Genomic DNA, 17,092 nt, shown 5'->3' with positions numbered 1-17,092 from the left:
GTGGAACGCCATCCGGGTGGTCTGCAGGCTGGAGGCGCAGTACCGGGTGACGGTCGCACCGGGCACCTTGTCCCAGCCCAGCAGCACCGCGACCACGCGGGCCATGTTGTATCCCTGCTCACCGCCGGGAAGACCGCACCCCAGCAGCAGGTCGTCGACGTCGTCCGGGCTCAGCTGCGGGACCTTGGCCATGGCGGCGGTGACCATCTGGGCGGCGAGGTCGTCGGGACGCATGTCCTTCAACGACCCCTTGAACGCACGTCCGATCGGTGACCGGGCGGTCGAGACGATGACGGCCTCGGGCATATGGGTCTCCCTCTTCATCGGCGACCGGTGTCGCTTGTTACTCGCCGGTCATATACCGCAACTTAGCCGCTGTCCCCTAACGAGGACATAGCGGGGGGTGCCTTGCCCGGTTGCTTTGTTGTGATGTGACCGATTCAGCGGGCCGGTGTGGTCATCCGTACATGCCCGGCATCGTTCCGTTGGTGTCGCGCACAGCGTGCAGCACGCCCTGCTCGTCCCGCCACACCCGCCAGCCGTCGGTCGCCCCGGTGTACCAGACCGGCGGCGGACCCGGAGCCGTCGCCTTCCGGCCGGTGTTCAGGTCATAGGCGCACAGGGGGGCGATGGGGAAGAACCCCCGCTGTCCCTCGATCCGCAGCTGGGTCGGGTTGACCGTGCAGAACGACCAGGCCGGCGCGCCGCCCGCGGCGACCCGGGCGCCGTCGCGCAGGTCCACCGCCGTGCCGGGGCCGTCCAGCGTCAAGAACCCCAGCCGGGACAGATCGGCGGGGAACGCCAGCCACCACCCCGACCGCGGGGCCCGGTGGCCCGGCACCCGGCCCAGCGTCCGGCCGGTCCGCGGATCCAGCCGCATGAAGTCCCCGTACCGGCCGTGGGAGTCCGCCTCCCGGGTGAGCGGCGCCACCGCCGGGCTGGGGCTGGGGTAGACGCGCAGCAGGCCCCGGCGCGTCCACACCGGCCTGCCGTCGTGCGCGCTCAGCCCGAAGAGGCCGAACGCCGACGCGGGCCGGCCCTCCCGCCCGACGCGGGGGGCCAGATAGCCCACGAGCATGTCGCCGGTCACGGTGAACGCCCAGCCGCCCGACAGGTCGACGTCCCGGCCCACGGCGCGTTCCACGGGGAAGGTCCACCGCGTCCGGCCGGTGCGCAGATCCCGGCTCTCCAGCGTCGGCCGCCCGCTCAGCCGGAAGATCACCGTGTGCCGTCCGGTGACCGCCACCGCCTCCGCGATCCCCGGCACCCGCCACAGCGGCCGGCCGGTGGCGTGGTCCAGGACCACGAACCGGGGGTCGCGGCGGCCGGCGGACTCCGTCAGGCACACATGGGGGCCGCACCGGGCGGGGCCGAACGTGGAGTCCACCGGCCGGGACCAGCGCGACGCGCCGCTTCCGGCGTCCCGCACCACCAGCTCCGCCCGGGGCCGGCCGGACCGGCGCGGCTCCAGCGCCGCCACCACCGGAGCCTCGGGCGGACCCGCCACCGCGGGCGGCTGCACGCCCAGTCCCGGAGGCCGTCCCGCCATGGTGGCCGGGCGCGACCAGCGGCGGCTCCCGGTGGCCAGGTCGTACACGGCGGTCTCCAGCGTCCCGTCGGGCCGCAGCGCGGTCACCGCCGTGACGCCGCCGCCGCTCACCGGACGGCTCACCGCGTTCACCGCCGGGTCCGACCAGCGCGGAACGGGGGCGACCGCGGCGGAGGAGCCGGGCGCATCGGAACAGCCGGCCGTCACCAGGGACGCACCGAGGATCACTGCGGAGAGTGCTCGCAATGATGCGGAACGTGGCCGATGCTGGGCGTGCCTCGGCATGGGCGGACTCCAGGGGTGAACGGGGCGTGGCGTGTGCGGTTGTGGCGGAGCGGGCGGGACGGGCCCGCCCGGCCGTCAGACGGCGCCCGCCGGACCCGGTGTGACCTCGGCCGCCGGTCCGCTCGGCTCCTCGGCCGACGCGCCGCGGCGCCGCAGCAGGGTGACCCAGCGGCCCCGGGGACCGCGTTCGCGGCCCTCCACCCGGGTGCCGGCCACCTCCGTGCCGGGCTCCTCGGCGGCCTCGGCCGCCGCGAGGTAGACGGGGAGGACACCGACGCCGCGGCCGGGCTCCGGTTCCAGCTCGGCTTCGGGCTCCAGATCCAGCGCGGCAGCAATCGACGGTAGCAGCGCCATGGCCGCCGCGGCGTAACCTCGCGCAGACGGATGGTAACGATCGGGGGAGAACATCTCCCGCGGCTCGGCGGCGAACTCCCGGCCCAGCAGGTCGCCCAGCGACACGGTCCGGCCGCCCCGCTCGACCACCGCGATGGTCTGGGCGGCGGCCAGCTGCCGGCTGGCGCGCCGGGCGATCCACCGCAGCGGCTGCATCAGCGGCTTGACCGACCCCAGGTCCGGGCAGGTGCCCACGACCACCTTGCAGCCGGTGTCCAACAGCCGCCGCACGGCGTTGTCCAGATGCCGCACCGAGACCGCGGGCGGGATCCGGGCGGTCACGTCATTGGCCCCGATCATGATCACCGCCACGTCCGGACGGGCCGTCAGCGCCTGGGTGACCTGTCCCTCCAGCGCCTCGCTGCGCGATCCGGAACGCGCCACGTTGGTCAGCCGCACCGGCCGGCCCGCGATCGCCGACAGCCCGGTGGCCAGCAGCGCGCCGGGCGTCTCGTCGGGGCGGTGCACGCCCAGCCCGGCCGCGGTGGAGTCGCCCAGCACCGCGAACGAGATCGGCTCGCCGGGCAGCCACGCCCCGTACACCCCGTCGGCCACCGGCGGGTCGCCGCTCGGGGTGGCCTGGATGATCCGGCGGGCCAGCTTGGCCTCCGCGACCAGCAGGCCGAACGTCAAACCGCCCAGCACCGTGATCCCGCCGCCGCCGTACGCCGCGGCCGCCGCGATACGCCGTGCCGTGCGTGCCCTCAGCATCGACTCACCCGCCCTTCCCACCGTGTAGTTACGCCGTGTGATCGGTCTGTGGAGGTGCGGTCCCCCTGAACTCTGTCGTCGGCTACCGTCTGCTTAGAGAATTTATCCGACGATGCGTCGTTGCAGCTCTGTTGACCATGAGTGCGACGAGAGCACGGCGCATCTTCGTGACAGGAATCCGACAAGGACGTCGACCGTGCGTGTACATGAATCGCTGACCGAGCTGATGGGCGACACCCCGCTCGTTCGGCTGCGCAAGGTGACCGAGGGCCTGGCCCCACAGGTGCTGGCCAAGGTCGAGTACTTCAATCCCGGCGGTTCGGTGAAGGACCGCATCGCGCTGCGGATGATCGAGGCCGCCGAGCGCGACGGCAGGCTCCGGCCCGGCGGCACCATCGTGGAGCCGACCAGTGGCAACACCGGCGTGGGCCTGGCGATCGTGGCGGCCGAGCGGGGCTACCGCTGCGTGTTCGTCTGCCCCGACAAGGTCGCCCGGGACAAGATCGACGTGCTGCGGGCCTACGGCGCCGAGGTGGTGGTCTGCCCCACCGCCGTCCCTCCCGACCACCCCGACTCCTATTACTCGGTGTCGGACCGGCTGGCCGCCGAGATCCCCGGCGCCTGGAAGCCCGACCAGTACTCCAACCCCGACAACCCGCGCTCGCACTATGAGACCACCGGGCCGGAGATCTGGGAGCAGACCGAGGGGCGGATCACCCACTTCGTGGCGGGCATCGGCACCGGCGGCACCATCAGCGGCACCGGCCGTTACCTCAAGGAGGTCTCCGACGGCCGGGTGAAGGTCATCGGCGCCGACCCCGAGGGCTCGGTCTACTCCGGCGGCACCGGCCGCCCCTACCTGGTCGAGGGCGTCGGCGAGGACATCTGGCCGGCCACCTACGACCGGACGATCTGCGACGAGGTCATCGCGGTCTCCGACAAGGACGCCTTCCTCATGACCCGGCGGCTGGCCCGCGAGGAGGCCCTGCTGGTCGGCGGCTCCTGTGGGATGGCGGTGGCGGCGGCCCTCGACGTGGCCCGCCGCGCCGAGCCCGACGACGTGATCGTGGTGCTGCTGCCCGACGGAGGGCGCGGCTACCTGTCCAAGATCTTCAACGACGACTGGATGGCGAGCTACGGCTTCCTGTCCACGCCCACCGAGGAGACCACCGTCCGCGAGGTGCTGGCCGGCAAGGGATCCGACCTGCCCGCGTTCGTGCACGTCCACCCGCACGAGACGGTGGAGACGGCCATCTCGATCATGCGCGAGTACGGTGTCTCCCAGCTGCCGGTCATGAAGGAGGAGCCGCCGGTCATGGCCGCCGAGGTGGTCGGCGCCATCCGGGAGAACGACCTGCTGACGGCCCTGGTCGGCGGGCGCGCCGAGCTCCGGGACCGGATCGAGGAGCACATGGCCGAGCCCTTGCCGGTGGTCGGCGGCGGCGACCCGGTGAGCAAGGCCGTCGCCGTGCTGGAGAAGTCCGGGGCCGTCGTCGTCCTCGACGACGGCAAGCCCACCGGCCTGCTGACCCGTCAGGACATCCTCAGCCACCTGGCCGGCTAGCGCCGGGCGCGAACGTCGACCCGGCGGCGCCCGGGCGTCGCCTTGACGACGCTCTCGGACGGCGGCCGCGCGGGGCGGACGGGAGGGCGGCATGCGGGCGGCCCGCCCCGGGACGAAGGCGCGGCCGACGAGGACGAGGGCCCGCCGGGGCGGGCCCTCGTCGGAGAAGGGTCAGGAGGCGGGAGCGGCCGGCGTGGGCGGTGAGGCGACCGCCCCCGCGTCCTGACGTTCCGGTGCCGACCGACCGGCGCCCGTCGGGCGCCCGCCGGTGCTCCTCGGCCGTGTCCGGTCAGTGCTGACCGGCCGGCTCCCTGACCGGGTCGGGGTCGGGCCTGGAGACCTTGCCGGAGGCGGCGGCGCGGCCGGGCCACCAGGCCTTGTGACCGATCAGGGCGGTGACGCCGGGCACCAGGAAGATGGACATCACGAACGCCGACAACGCGATGCCCAGGGCGATGGAGAAGCCCATCTGCTGCAGCATCGACACCGGCGCCAGCAGCATCACCGAGAAGGTCCCGGCCAGGATCAGCCCGGCGGCGGCCACGGTGGGAGCGCCGTGCTCGATGGCCAGGGCGGCGGCCCGGCGCGGGTCGTTCCCCTCCTCGGCCTCCTCGCGCAGCCGGGCGGTCATCAGGATGTTGTAGTCGGTGCCGATGGCCAGCACGAACAGGTACAGCATGATCGGCAGGTGGAAGATCTCGCCGGGCTTGTCCATCAGCCCTTGGAAGACGTACACCGCCGAGCCCAGCGTGGCCGCGAACCCCAGCAGCACCGCCGGGACCAGGTAGAGCGGGGCCACCACCGATCGCAGCAGCGCCAGCAGGATCAGCGCGATCAGCACGCCGGCGACCGGCAGGATCACCGACAGGTCGCGGTTGACCACCTGGTTGATGTCGCCGTACACCGCGGTGGCGCCGCTGACCTTGACCTCGGTGCCCGGCGGGGCGAGATCGTGCACCGCCGGCCGCAGCTCGTCCTTGACCAGGTTGATGGAGTCGTTGCTGTTGGGGTTGCCGTCCAGGATCAGGTTGACCCGGCCGACCGTGGGATCGGTCTTGCTGATCTCGGCGGGCTGCACCGCGCCCACGCCCTTCAGCGACCGGGCCTTCTGCCCGAGGGCGTTCAGCTCGGCGGCGGTGAGCGGCCGCCCGTCGGTGGAACGCACGATCACCTCGACCGGGGTGGTCTGACCGGCCGGGAAGCCCTTCTGCATGTCCTTGGCGGCCTGGGCGGACTCGGTGTCCTGCGGGAAGCTGGACTGGAAGTCGTAGTCGGACTTGAAGGCGGACGCGCCCACCGCCAGCGCCACCAGCAGGGCGGCGGCGACCAGCGCGACCACCGCGGGCCGCTTGCCGACCAGCCCGCCCAGCCTGGCGGCCAGGGCGCCGGTGGGCTGCTTCTTCCACGACTTCGACGGCCAGAACACCGCGGTGCCCAGCAGCGACAGGATCGCCGGGAACAGCGTGAGCGAGGTGACGCCCATCACCGCCACGCCGATGGCCAGCGACGGACCCCACGCGGAGAAGATCCCGAACGAGGCCAGCATCAGCACCAGGAAGGTCACCGCGATCGCCGCCGCCGCCGAGGTGATCACCTCGCCGACCCGCTCCACCGCGACGATCAGGGCGGTCTTCTTGTCCTCGCCGGCCCGCAGCCGCTCCCGGTAGCGGAACAGCAGGAACAGGTAGTAGTCGGCGCCGATGCCGAACAGCACCACGGTCAAGATGATCTGCAGGCTGTCGTCACCGGAGAAGTCCAGCAGCTTGGACGCCACGCCGATCAGGCCCATCGACACCTGCTCGGTGGCGGCGATCACGATGATCGGCAGCACCGCCGCCAGCGGCGCCCGGAAGATCAGCAGGATCAGCCCGATGATCAGCGCGAACGTGGCGATGCTGACGATGGCGAAGGACTGGGCGAAGGAGTCCTCGTTGTCCACCCAGGTGGCGATCTCGCCGCCGACCTTGGCCTCCAGGCCGGGGCCGAGGGCCTTGGGCAGGTCGACGCGGATGTCCTTGATCGCCTGGGACTGCGCCTTGTTCTCCTCGACCCCGGTCACCGCCTTCATCGGCACGGTGATGAGCTGGATCGACCGGTTGGGCGCCACCGCCTGCTCGTTGGTCACGAAGCCCTGGACGGTGGCGTACTTGCCGACGTTCGCCGTCATGGTCCGCGCCGCCTGCTCGATCTTCGCGCTGTCGGCGGGGGTGATCGGCTTCCCGTCGGTCCGCTGCACCACGATCAGCGCGCTCAGCTCGGCCTGCTGCGGGAACGCCCGCTGGGCGATCTCCAAGGCCTGCACCGACTCGTACTTCGTGGGCAGGAACTCGCTCTGGTCGGACTCGGTCTTCAGCTCGGGGGACAGCCCGATGACGGCGACGGCCGCGACCAGCCAGGCCGCTATCGTCCACCAGGGATGTCGTACGACGACGCGTGCCAGTGCAGCGAACATCCGCGCCTTCCTAGGATGAAAGAAAAGATCGTGAGGTTACCCCCATGACGGTACGGGACCTGACTCTCGGCGCGATTCGGTCGCTGCGGGGAAATCGTCGCTGATACCTGGGAGGGATGCCCTCCTCCTTCAGGAGGGGGGAGGGGGCACTAGCCTCGTGTTCCATGAACAACGACGTTCACCGGGGCTTTGAGACGCTGGCCATCCACGCCGGGCAGGAGCCCGACCCCACGACGGGCGCGGTGGTCCCCCCGATCTACCAGGTCTCCACCTACAAGCAGGACGGCGTGGGCGGCCTGCGCGGGGGATACGAATACAGCCGTTCGGCCAACCCGACGCGCACGGCGCTGGAGGAGTGCCTGGCGGCGCTGGAGGGCGGCGTGCGCGGGCTGGCGTTCGCCTCCGGTCTGGCCGCCGAGGACACCCTGCTGCGCACCGTCTGCGCGCCCGGCGACCACATCGTCGTGCCGAACGACGCCTACGGCGGCACCTACCGGCTGTTCGCCAGGGTGTACGAGCGGTGGGGCGTGACCTGCGACCCGGTGCCGCTGGCCGACCTGGACGCGGTCCGGGCGGCCATCCGCCCGCAGACCACGATGATCTGGGTGGAGACGCCCACCAACCCGCTGCTGGGCATCGCCGACATCGAGCGGCTGGCCGCCGTCGCCCGCGACCACGACCTGCTGCTGGTGGTGGACAACACGTTCGCCTCGCCGTACCTGCAGCGTCCGCTGACGCTGGGCGCGCACGTGGTGGTGCACTCCACCACCAAGTACCTCGGCGGCCACTCCGACGTGGTCGGCGGCGCGCTGGTGACCGGCGACGCCGAGCTGGGGGAGCGGCTGGCCTTCCACCAGAACGCGATGGGCGCGATCGCCGGGCCGTTCGACTCCTGGCTGACGCTGCGCGGCATCAAGACGCTCGGGGTGCGGATGGACCGGCACTGCGCCAACGCCGCCGCGATCGTGGACATGCTCACCGCCCACCCGGCGGTGCGCACCGTGCTGTACCCGGGGCTGCCGGACCATCCGGGGCACGAGACCGCCGCCAAGCAGATGAAGGCGTTCGGCGGGATGGTCTCCTTCCGGATGGCCTCGGCCGAGGCGGCGCTGCGGGTGTGCGAGCGCACCAGGCTGTTCACCCTCGGTGAGTCGCTGGGCGGCGTGGAGTCCCTGATCGAGCATCCGGCCAAGATGACCCACGCGTCGGCGGCCGGCTCGCCGCTGGAGGTCCCCGCCGACCTGGTCAGGCTGTCGGTCGGCATCGAGAGCGTCGACGATCTGCTGGAGGACCTGCGGCAGGCGCTGGGCTGACCCGCGGTTCGCGGAACAAGATCCACACATGCGCCCCGGCATGCCACAATCTCGATGGGTTTCCGTTCGGAGGTGGCATCGGTGCGCACGGCGAAGGTCTACGGAACGGTGCTGGCCGCGGTGACGCTGTCCGCCATGACCGTCCCGGCCGAAGCGGTCGCCCTGCCGCCGTCCGCCCCGGCCGCGCCGCAGCCTCCCGCGGCCGCACCGTCCGTCACGGGCGCGCCGGCGCCCACCCTCCCACCGGCCGCCGACGACGTCGTCACCGCACGGGCCGTCATGATCACTCCCGAGCCGCCGAACACCCGGACCTACTCCTACGGTCCCGCCGAGCGGCAGCGGTTGGACGCCTACTGGCACGACGCCGACCGGGAGCGGCCCGGCGTGCTGATCGTGCACGGCGGCTACTGGAAGTCCGGCGACAAGTCCGACTGGAAGTACACCGCCCGCAGACTGGCCGCCCGCGGCTACGCGGTGTTCGTCACCAACTACCGGCTCATCCCCGCCCGCTGGCCCGCCCAGCGCACCGATGTGGCCGCCGCGCTGGAGTACGTCAAGCGGAACGCCCGGCAGTGGCGGCTCGACCCGGACCGCATCGTGGTCCTCGGCTCCTCGGCGGGCGGTCATCTGGCCGCCCAGCTCGGCACGGTGGGCGAGGGCGGCAGGCGGGTCCGGGGCGTCGTGGCGCTGTCCCCGGTGATCTCCCTGGAGCGGGCCTACCGCGACGGCGCGGCCCCCGGCGCCAGCCAGTCCCGCCGCAAGCTCCGCCAGGCGGTGCGCGAGCTGCTGGGCTGCGATCCCGAGGCGCCGGACGCCGACCCCTCCTGCTTCGAGCGGATGGAGGACGCCGCCCCCACCAGCCATGCCGGGCCGGGGGACGCCCCGATGCTGCTGCTCCACAGCGCGAACGAGTTCGTCCCGGCCCTGCACGGCAGGATGCTGGCGTCCGTGCTCACCGCCGCCGGGGTGAAGGCGACCGTGCAGGTCGTGCCGGGGCGTGCGCACGGGGGGACGCTGCTGCGCGACCCCGCCCGGTTCGCCGCGGTGGCCCGCTGGATCGACCAGGCCGTCGGTCGTTAGCCGCTCAGCCGTACCAGACCATCAAGGTCAGGATCACCAGCCACAGCAGCGCGATCACGCCCGAGATCGCGGCGATCCGGCCGCGCTCGACCTGGGCGACCTCCTCGTGGCGGGCGGCCGGCTGCTCCTCATCCTCCTCGTGGCGGGGCCGGGCCGCCTCCTCGGCCGCGGCGGTGCGGTCCTCGGCGGCGCCCACCTCCACCCGGTGGATCGCCTTGCGCTGATCGCGTTCCACGATCGCCAGCAGCGCCAGCGCCACGACGAACAGCGTCATCGACACCGACAGCCACATCTCGTCGAACCGGCCTCTGGCCAGGAGCAGCCCGAACAGGAAGATCCCTAACGCGCTCAGCCCGTAGATGCGGGTGGCGCGGTTGAGATAGTGCAGCACCCGGGGGTCGCGCCGCCGGATGTAGCGCGGGGTGGCCATGGTCGCGGCGGTCAGCGGCCCCAGCGTGAACACGGCGAATCCGATGTGCAGTATCAGCAGCAGGCGCTCGGAGGTCGACATGGCCACGAACCTACCCGCCGAGCGCCCTCGTTACGTCACTTTCCGCCACGCCGCATGCGCAGATAGTCACTGACCACGTACTCGCCGAGGCGTTCCGCATCGGGGGCGAACACCCGGCCGCCGTTGCGCCGCGCCACCTCCTGCACGAACGACACCAGCCGATGGTCGTCGGCCAGCATGAACATGTTCAGCGTGGCGCCCCGCCGGGTCATCTTGTCGATCTCCGCCAGCGTCAGCACCAGCGTCTCGTGCGACGGCGGATAGTCGAACAGCGACCGCCCGTCCGGCCGCAGATGGGCGGTCGGCTCGCCGTCGGTGACCACCAGCACCACCGGCTCGAAGTCCGGATGCCGGTCCAGATGCCGCCCGGCGATCATCAACGCATGGTGCAGGTTGGTGCCCTGCACCATGTCCCAGTCCAGCCCCGCCATCTCGGTCGGCTGCAGCACCCGGGCGTAGTTGGAGAACCCGATGATCTGAATGGCGTCCTGCGGGTACTTGCTGGACACCAGGGTGTGCAGGGCCAGCGCCGTCTGCTTGGCCGCCCCCCAGGCGCCGCGCAGCACCATCGAGTACGACAGGTCCACCAGCAGGCACACCGCCGCCGCCGTGCGGCGTTCGGTCTCCAGCACCTCGAAGTCGTCCACGCTGAGCCGCACCGAGCGGTCGCCGGTCGGGGCGGCGGCGCTCCGGCGGACGGCGTTGCTCACCGTGCGGACCACGTCCAGCGGCTGCTCGTCGCCGAACCGCCAGGGACGCGACGCCCCGGTCAGCTCGCCGGCCTGCCCGGCGTTCCGCTGGTCGTGGTCGCCGCGCCGGCCGCTTTTGAGCTGCGCGAACACCCGGCGCAGCGCGGTCTCGCCCAGCCGCCGCACCGCCTTGGGCGTCAGCTCCAGCCGGCCGCCGCTGCGCTGCAGATAGCCCTGCCGCTCCAGCTCCCGTTCGATGCGGCGCAGCTCGGCCAGGTCGTCGACGGCCCGGCGGCCCAGCGCCCGGCGGACCGCCTCCTCGTCGATGTCGTCCAGCCGGGCGCCCGGGTAGTCCTGCGCCAGCGCCGCCTCCAGCTCGGCCAGGTCGGCCAGCTCCGCCAGCGCGGCGGTGGCGTCGCCCAGCCCGAGGGGCTCCTCGCCGGTCATCCGCTCCGGCCGGCCCCAGCCCAGATCGGGGCGGCGGGTCCGGAGCGCCTCACCGAGCCGGGCCATCTCCATCGCCAGCCCGGCGTCCTCCATGACCTGCTGCATCAGCGAGGCCAGCTCCTCGCGCTGCTGCGGGCTCAGCGAGGCCAGCAGCCGGTCCATCGCCGCCGCCCGCCGCGCCAGGGAGTCGACCAGCTCCTCCAGGTTCCGCGGGTTCTCGGGGAAGAAATCCCCGTACTCGCGCATGAACTCCGCGAAGTCCTCCGGCGTGTGCTCGCCCCGCTCGTCGGCGGCGAGCATGTCGTTGAGCGCGGCCATCATGTCCTTGACCCGCTGCATCGCCTGCGGGTCCGGATCGGCCAGCGCCTGCCGGATGCCCTGGAACTGGGCGTCCAGCACCTCGCGGCGCAGCAGGTCCTTGAGCTTCTCGAAGGTCGCGCGGGCCGCCTCCGACCGCCAGTCGTAGTCCGACAGCCGCCGGATCGCCTGAGCGGTGTCGCTCGGCAGCGCGTCCAGCTCCGCCTCGCGCAGCCGGGCCTCGTCGCTGGGATCGGGGAACAGCGCGGCGCGCTCCTGCCCGATCGCGGTGTCCAGCAGCGCCCGCGCCTGCTCCAGCGTGCCGTCCAGCCGGCCCCGCTTCTGCAGCTCCCGGCGGCGCTGCCGGACCTGCCGCAGCAGATCCTCCAGGCCGCGGAGGGGCCGCCGGCCGTCCCGCCCGGGCAGCCCGCGGCGCAGCAGCTCGCGCAGCGCCTCGCCGGGACCGGTGCCCTCCAGCACCGACTCGCCCATGGCGTCCAGCGCGGACCGGATGTCGTACGGCGGCTCCAGCGGGTCCGGCCCGCCCTGGTAGCGCCCGTAGCGGTAACGGCTCATGCTGCCCTCCGGTCGCCTGCGGCGCCCCCGGGGACGCCTCGGCTCCCTCCTCGCCCTACAAGCGGTAGGTGGCGGTTCCGCCCTGGCCGTCGGATGCGACGTCCTTGGACAACCGGCGCGTCAGGAACAGGCCCTCCAGCGCGAACTCCACCGCGGCGGCGGCCTGGCCGGGCGACTCGCCGGACATCCCCAGCCGCTGCACGATCTTGCCCAGGCCGGGCACCTGCCCGATCCGGCGCAGCAGCTCGGCGGCCGGGACCAGCTCCCCGGACTCCACGACGGCGCCCTGGTCGAACTTCTCCAGCAGCCCCGACAGGTCGGCGCCGCCCAGCGTGCGGCGGAAGGTCTCGGCGGTGGCCCGGCGCAGGAGGTGCTCCAGCACCTCCTGCTCGCGGCCCTCCTCGCTGACCTCGAACTCGACCTTGCCCATCACCGCCGGCACCACGGCGGGCAGGTCGCACACCCGCGCCACCGCGTCCTGCTCGCCGGTCAGCGCGGCCCGCCGCACCGCGCCCGCCGCGATGGTCTCCGCGCCGGCGATGGCGAACCGGGCCGACACCCCCGACCGGGCGTCGACGGCGTTGGAGTCGCGGACCAGCCGGGTGAACCGGGCCATCACCTCCAGCAGATGGTCGGGCACCTCGGCGTTCAGCTCGGCGACCGCGGCCTCCTGCCGGATCAGCTCCAGCTCGTCCTCCAGCGCCAGCGGGTAGTGGGTGCGGATCTCGGCGCCGAACCGGTCCTTGAGCGGGGTGATGATCCGGCCCCGGTTGGTGTAGTCCTCGGGGTTGGCGCTGGCCACCAGCAGCACGTCCAGCGGCAGCCGCAGCGCATAGCCGCGGATCTGGACGTCCCGCTCCTCCAGCACGTTCAGCAGCGCCACCTGGATCCGCTCGGCCAGGTCGGGCAGCTCGTTGATGGCGAAGATCCCCCGGTTGGTGCGCGGCACCAGCCCGAAGTGCACCGTCTCCGGGTCGCCCAGGGTGCGGCCCTCGGCCACCTTGATCGGGTCCACGTCGCCGATCAGGTCGCCGACGCTGGTGTCCGGGGTGGCCAGCTTCTCGCCGAACCGCTCCTCCCGGTGCCTCCAGGTCACCGGGAGCTCGTCGCCCAGCTCGGCGGCCAGCCGCCGGCAGCGCACGCACACCGGCGCGTACGGGTGGTCGTTGATCTCGCACCCCGCCACCACCGGGGTCCACTCGTCCAGCAGCCCCACCAGGGTGCGGATCAGCCGGGTCTTGCCCTGACCGCGCTCCCCGAGCAGGACCATGTCGTGGCCGGCCAGCAGCGCTCGCTCCACATGCGGCAGCACGGTGTCCTCGAACCCGATCATGCCGGGGAAGCGGGGACGACCGGACCGCAGCAGCTCCAGCAGGTTGTGCCTGATCTCGGCCTTCACCGAACGCTGGACGTGACCGTCGGCGCGCAGCGCGCCGACGGTGGTGTCGGCCGGCGCAGGTTCATTCGTCGTCAAGGACACACGATCGACAGTACGCCGCCGATGGCCGGACTGCACCTGCCCGGACCGAATCCGCGTCCCGGGCCGTGCCTCCCGATGGTTGGGTACCGGACCCGTCGGCGGGGAGAATCGAGGCATGACCCGCATGCAGGGACCGCACGAGGGAGGGGGAGCCGATGGCGCGATTCGGTGATGGCCTGGCTCTCGGACCCGATCTGGTCGGCGCCGCCGAGTCCTCGGTCCGGCAGGCGCTGGCGCCGCTGACCGCTCCCCCCGACCTGGTCTGCGTGTTCGTGGCCGCCGAGGACGTCGGCGCCACGGCGGAGGCCGCCCTGCGGGCCGCGGCGGTGGCCCGGGACGCCGGTGCGCAGGTGGTGGTCGGCTGCAACGGCAGCGGGGTGATCGGCGGCGACCGCGGCGTCGAGGAGGCCAGCGCGGTGAGCGCCTGGGCCGGGTCGCTGCCCGAGGCCCGGCTGGAGGCGTTCCGGCTGGAGACGCTGCGCGCCGAGGATCGCCTGGTGGTGGTCGGGATGCCGGAGGAGCACGACGACGACGTGGTCGGCATGCTGCTGGCCGACCCCTACAGCTTCCCGGTGGACGCGTTCGTCGAGCACTCCTCCGAGGCGCTGCCCGGCCTGCCGCTCGTCGGCGGCCTGGCCGGCGGGCAGGGCGCGGGCCGGACCAGGCTGCTGCTCAACGACGAGGTGTACGACGACGGCGCGGTCGGGGTGGTGCTGGGCGGTCCGGTCACCGCCGCCACCCTGGTCAGCCAGGGGGCCCGGCCGATCGGCCCGGACATGGTGGTGACCAAGGCCGAAGAGAACGTGCTGTATGAGCTGGCCGGCACGCCCGCCCTGGAGAAGCTGGAGCAGATCGTGCTCACCCTCTCCGAGGAGGAGCAGGAGATGGCCGCCCGCGGTCTGCTCATCGGGGTGGCGATGGACGAGTACGCCGAGGAGCACGAGCACGGCGACTTCCTGGTGCGCGGGGTGGTGGGCGCGGACGCCGACACCGGCGCCATCGCGATCGGCGACGTGATCGAGGTGGGACGCACCGTCCGTTTCCAGGTCCGGGACGCCGGCGCCGCCGACGAGGACCTGGCCGAGCTGCTGAACCGCTTCGACCTGTCCCCGGTGGAAGGGGCGCTGCTGTTCTCCTGCAACGGGCGGGGCCGGGCGATGTTCCCCGACTCCGACCACGATGTGAAGCTGCTGCGCCGCACGTTCGGTCCGGCCGGGGTGGGCGGGTTCTTCGCCGCCGGTGAGATCGGCCCGGTCTCCGGCCGCAACCACGTGCACGGCTTCACCGCCTCCATCCTGGCGTTCGGGCCGACGGCCCGGACGTGACCGAGCCGACTCAGGACACAGGCCCGAGACACAGGAGAACACCGTGCCCCACGACGCCCCGCAGGCCGCCGAGCGCGACCCGGCGCGAGGACCCGTGCGAGGATCCGCGCAAGGACCCGCGAGAGAACCGGCGAGAGAGACCGCGCGAGGACCGGCGAGGGAGGCCGAACCGCTCGCGCTGGCGATCGACATCGGGGGGACGAAGCTGGCGGCGGCGCTCGTCGAGCCCGGCGGACGCGTCGCCCACCACGGCCGCACGCGCACGCCCGTCGGGCTGGACGCCGAAGGGCTGTGGCGGAGCCTGCTGGCGCTGCTGGACAAGCTGGTCGCCGACGCGGGCGACCCGCCGCTGGCCGGGGTGGGGGTCGGCTGCGGCGGGCCGATGCGCTGGCCGTCCGGAGAGGTCTCCCCGCTCAACATTCCGGCCTGGCGGGACTTCCCGCTGCGCGACCGGCTCCGCGAGCGCCATCCGGGCCTGCCGGTGCGGGTGCACAACGACGCGATCTGCGTGGCGATCGGCGAGCACTGGCGGGGCGCCGGGCGCGGGCGCGACAACGTGCTGGGCATGGTGGTGTCCACCGGGGTCGGCGGCGGCCTGATCCTGGGCGGCCGTCTGGTCGACGGGGCCAGCGGCAACGCCGGGCACATCGGCCATGTGGTGGTCGACCCGCAGGGACCGCCGTGCAAGTGCGGCGGGCGGGGCTGCCTGGAGGCGATCGCCCGCGGCCCCGGCCTGGTCGCCTGGGCCCAGGAGCAGGGCTGGCGGCCCGGCCGCACCGACGTCACCGGCGTCGAGCTGACCGAGGACGCCCGCCGCGGCCACCCGGTCGCCTCCGCCGCCATGGACCGCGCCGGCCGCGCCCTCGGCGTCGCCATCGCCTCCGCCGCGCATCTGTGCGACCTGGAGGTCGTCTCGATCGGCGGCGGCCTGTCGCAGGCGGGCCCGCTGCTGTTCGACCCGCTGGAGGAGGCGCTGCGCACCCACGCCCGCATGGACTTCGCCCGCCGGGTCCGCGTCGTCCCCGCCGCGCTCGGCCAGACCGCCGGCCTGGTCGGCGCCGCCGCCCTCGTCTTCGCCGCCGACCGCTACTGGAACGCCGATTGAGGGCGGCCCGCGCCCGAGCCGCGGCTCCGCCGAACAGGCGGGGGCTTACACTCGCGGCGTGAGACTCGTCAGCGTCGATGAGGTCCGTGCGGCACGGGAGCTGCTGCGCGGCGTGATCGTGCCGACGCCGCTGCTGCACTCCCGGGTGCTGTCGGAGGCGATCGGCGGTCCGGTCTATCTCAAGTGCGAGAACGTGCAGCGCACCGGGTCGTTCAAGGTGCGCGGGGCGTATGTGCGGATCGCCGGGCTCACCGAGGCGCAACGGGCCACGGGCGTGGTGGCGGCCAGCGCCGGCAACCACGCGCAGGGGGTGGCGCTGGCCGCCTCGCTGCTGGGCTGCAAGGCCACCGTCTTCATGCCGGAGGGCGCCCCGCTGCCCAAGGTCGAGGCGACCCGCTCCTACGGGGCCGAGGTGATCTTCCCCGGGCCGACCGTGGACGAATGCCTGGTCGCCGCCCGGGAGTACGCCGAGGAGCACGGGGCGGTGTTCATCCATCCCTTCGACCACCCGGACGTGGTCGCCGGTCAGGGCACCATCGCGCTGGAGGTCCTGGAGGAGCTGCCCGAGGTCCGCACCATCGTGACCGCGGTGGGCGGCGGCGGGCTGATCTCCGGGGTGGCGGGGGCGGCCAAGGCGCTCAAACCGCAGGTCAAGGTGGTGGGGGTGCAGGCCAAGCGGGCGGCGGCGTTCCCACCCTCGCTGGCGGCGGGCCGGCCGGTGCGGATCGAGCCGCGCCCCACCATGGCCGACGGGATCAGCGTGGGCAGCCCCGGCGAGCTGACCTACACGCTGGTCAGCAAGCTGGTCGACGCGGTGGTCACGGTCACCGAGGAGTCGCTCTCCCAGGCCCTGCTGCTGTGCCTGGAACGGGCCAAACAGGTGGTCGAGCCCGCCGGGGCGGCCGGGGTGGCCGCCTTGCTGGAGCACGCCTACGCGTTCGAGCCGCCGGTGGTGGCGGTGCTGTCCGGCGGCAACATCGATCCGCTGCTGCTGTCGAAGGTGCTGCGGCACGGGCTGACCGGGGCGGGCCGCTACCTGGTGGTGCGGTGCCGCCTCACCGACCGGCCGGGCGCGCTGGTCACGCTGCTCGGCGAGCTGGCCGAGCTGGGCGTGAACGTGCTGGACGTGATGCACGAGCGGATGGCCGCCCGGCTCCACGTGGAGGAGGCCGAGGTGCTGCTGCACCTGGAGACCCGTGGCCCCGACCACTGCCGGGACGTGCTGGCCAGGCTCCGCGACAAGGGCTACACCCTCACGCTGAGCTGAGCGCCGGTCGGGCGCCCCGGGCCGAGGGGACGCCCGACCGGCGGGACG

At 73.2% G+C, this 17,092-nt stretch carries 13 protein-coding genes; 6 read left to right on the top strand and 7 right to left on the bottom strand.

Annotated elements, in window-relative coordinates; genetic code table 11:
- The 3 genes from EIO00_RS18690 to EIO00_RS18680 form a co-directional block, all read right to left on the bottom strand.
- Positions 1-306 (bottom strand): acetyl-CoA C-acetyltransferase (locus tag EIO00_RS18690; protein ID WP_479681611.1); only part of this gene is annotated, 306 nt, incomplete at its 3' end.
- 151 nt (positions 307-457) lie between these two features.
- Complete coding sequence (locus EIO00_RS18685; protein WP_241661457.1) at positions 458-1,777, bottom strand: outer membrane protein assembly factor BamB family protein; 1,320 nt, start codon at positions 1,775-1,777, stop codon at positions 458-460.
- Positions 1,778-1,909: 132 nt separating this feature from the next.
- Complete coding sequence (locus EIO00_RS18680; RefSeq protein WP_140180728.1) at positions 1,910-2,938, bottom strand: SGNH/GDSL hydrolase family protein; 1,029 nt, start codon at positions 2,936-2,938, stop codon at positions 1,910-1,912.
- Between the two features lie 196 nt (positions 2,939-3,134).
- Here EIO00_RS18680 and EIO00_RS18675 point away from each other — a divergent pair, with 196 nt between their 5' ends.
- On the top strand, positions 3,135-4,502 hold the full coding sequence (locus EIO00_RS18675; RefSeq protein WP_140180726.1) for a cystathionine beta-synthase: 1,368 nt from the start codon (positions 3,135-3,137) through the stop codon (positions 4,500-4,502).
- A 289-nt stretch (positions 4,503-4,791) separates the two neighbouring features.
- On the opposite strand, the gene EIO00_RS18670 is transcribed toward EIO00_RS18675, so the two are convergent.
- Complete coding sequence (locus tag EIO00_RS18670; protein ID WP_140180724.1) at positions 4,792-6,954, bottom strand: MMPL family transporter; 2,163 nt, start codon at positions 6,952-6,954, stop codon at positions 4,792-4,794.
- A 164-nt stretch (positions 6,955-7,118) separates the two neighbouring features.
- On the opposite strand from EIO00_RS18670, the gene EIO00_RS18665 reads away from it, so the two are divergent.
- Together EIO00_RS18665 and EIO00_RS18660 are read left to right on the top strand one after the other, a co-directional pair.
- Entirely contained in the window at positions 7,119-8,267 is a 1,149-nt protein-coding gene (locus tag EIO00_RS18665; RefSeq protein ID WP_140180722.1) for a cystathionine gamma-synthase, read from the top strand.
- An 81-nt stretch (positions 8,268-8,348) separates the two neighbouring features.
- On the top strand, positions 8,349-9,347 hold the full coding sequence (locus tag EIO00_RS18660; RefSeq protein WP_161602753.1) for an alpha/beta hydrolase: 999 nt from the start codon (positions 8,349-8,351) through the stop codon (positions 9,345-9,347).
- Positions 9,348-9,351: 4 nt separating this feature from the next.
- On the opposite strand, the gene EIO00_RS18655 is transcribed toward EIO00_RS18660, so the two are convergent.
- Genes EIO00_RS18655 through EIO00_RS18645 form a run of 3 tightly spaced genes read right to left on the bottom strand, consistent with a single transcriptional unit; the run spans position 9,352 to position 13,341 of the window.
- The gene (locus EIO00_RS18655; RefSeq protein ID WP_140180718.1) at positions 9,352-9,858 is read right to left on the bottom strand and encodes a hypothetical protein; all 507 of its coding nucleotides are present in this window, start codon (positions 9,856-9,858) and stop codon (positions 9,352-9,354) included.
- A 35-nt stretch (positions 9,859-9,893) separates the two neighbouring features.
- Positions 9,894-11,867: a VWA domain-containing protein gene (locus EIO00_RS18650; RefSeq protein WP_140180716.1), complete on the bottom strand. Its 1,974-nt coding sequence runs from the start codon at positions 11,865-11,867 to the stop codon at positions 9,894-9,896.
- Positions 11,868-11,922: 55 nt separating this feature from the next.
- Positions 11,923-13,341 (bottom strand): sigma 54-interacting transcriptional regulator, encoded by a 1,419-nt coding sequence (locus EIO00_RS18645; protein ID WP_140180714.1) that lies wholly within the window; start codon positions 13,339-13,341, stop codon positions 11,923-11,925.
- Between the two features lie 161 nt (positions 13,342-13,502).
- Between EIO00_RS18645 and EIO00_RS18640 the strand changes: the two genes are divergently transcribed.
- From EIO00_RS18640 to ilvA, 3 genes are all read left to right on the top strand, one after another.
- Positions 13,503-14,672 (top strand): FIST signal transduction protein, encoded by a 1,170-nt coding sequence (locus EIO00_RS18640; RefSeq protein WP_140180712.1) that lies wholly within the window; start codon positions 13,503-13,505, stop codon positions 14,670-14,672.
- A gap of 178 nt (positions 14,673-14,850) precedes the next feature.
- A complete protein-coding gene (locus EIO00_RS18635; protein WP_140180744.1) occupies positions 14,851-15,777 on the top strand; it encodes an ROK family protein in 927 nt (308 codons plus the stop codon).
- Positions 15,778-15,835: 58 nt separating this feature from the next.
- Positions 15,836-17,044 (top strand): threonine ammonia-lyase, encoded by a 1,209-nt coding sequence (gene ilvA, locus EIO00_RS18630; RefSeq protein ID WP_140180709.1) that lies wholly within the window; start codon positions 15,836-15,838, stop codon positions 17,042-17,044.
- Positions 17,045-17,092: the final 48 nt, after the last annotated feature.

This window comes from Thermomonospora catenispora (assembly GCF_006363815.1).
GTDB lineage: Bacteria > Actinomycetota > Actinomycetes > Streptosporangiales > Streptosporangiaceae > Thermomonospora > Thermomonospora catenispora.
The sequence above is the reverse complement of the archived record's forward strand: the minus strand, read 5'-3'. Positions and strand labels throughout refer to the sequence as shown.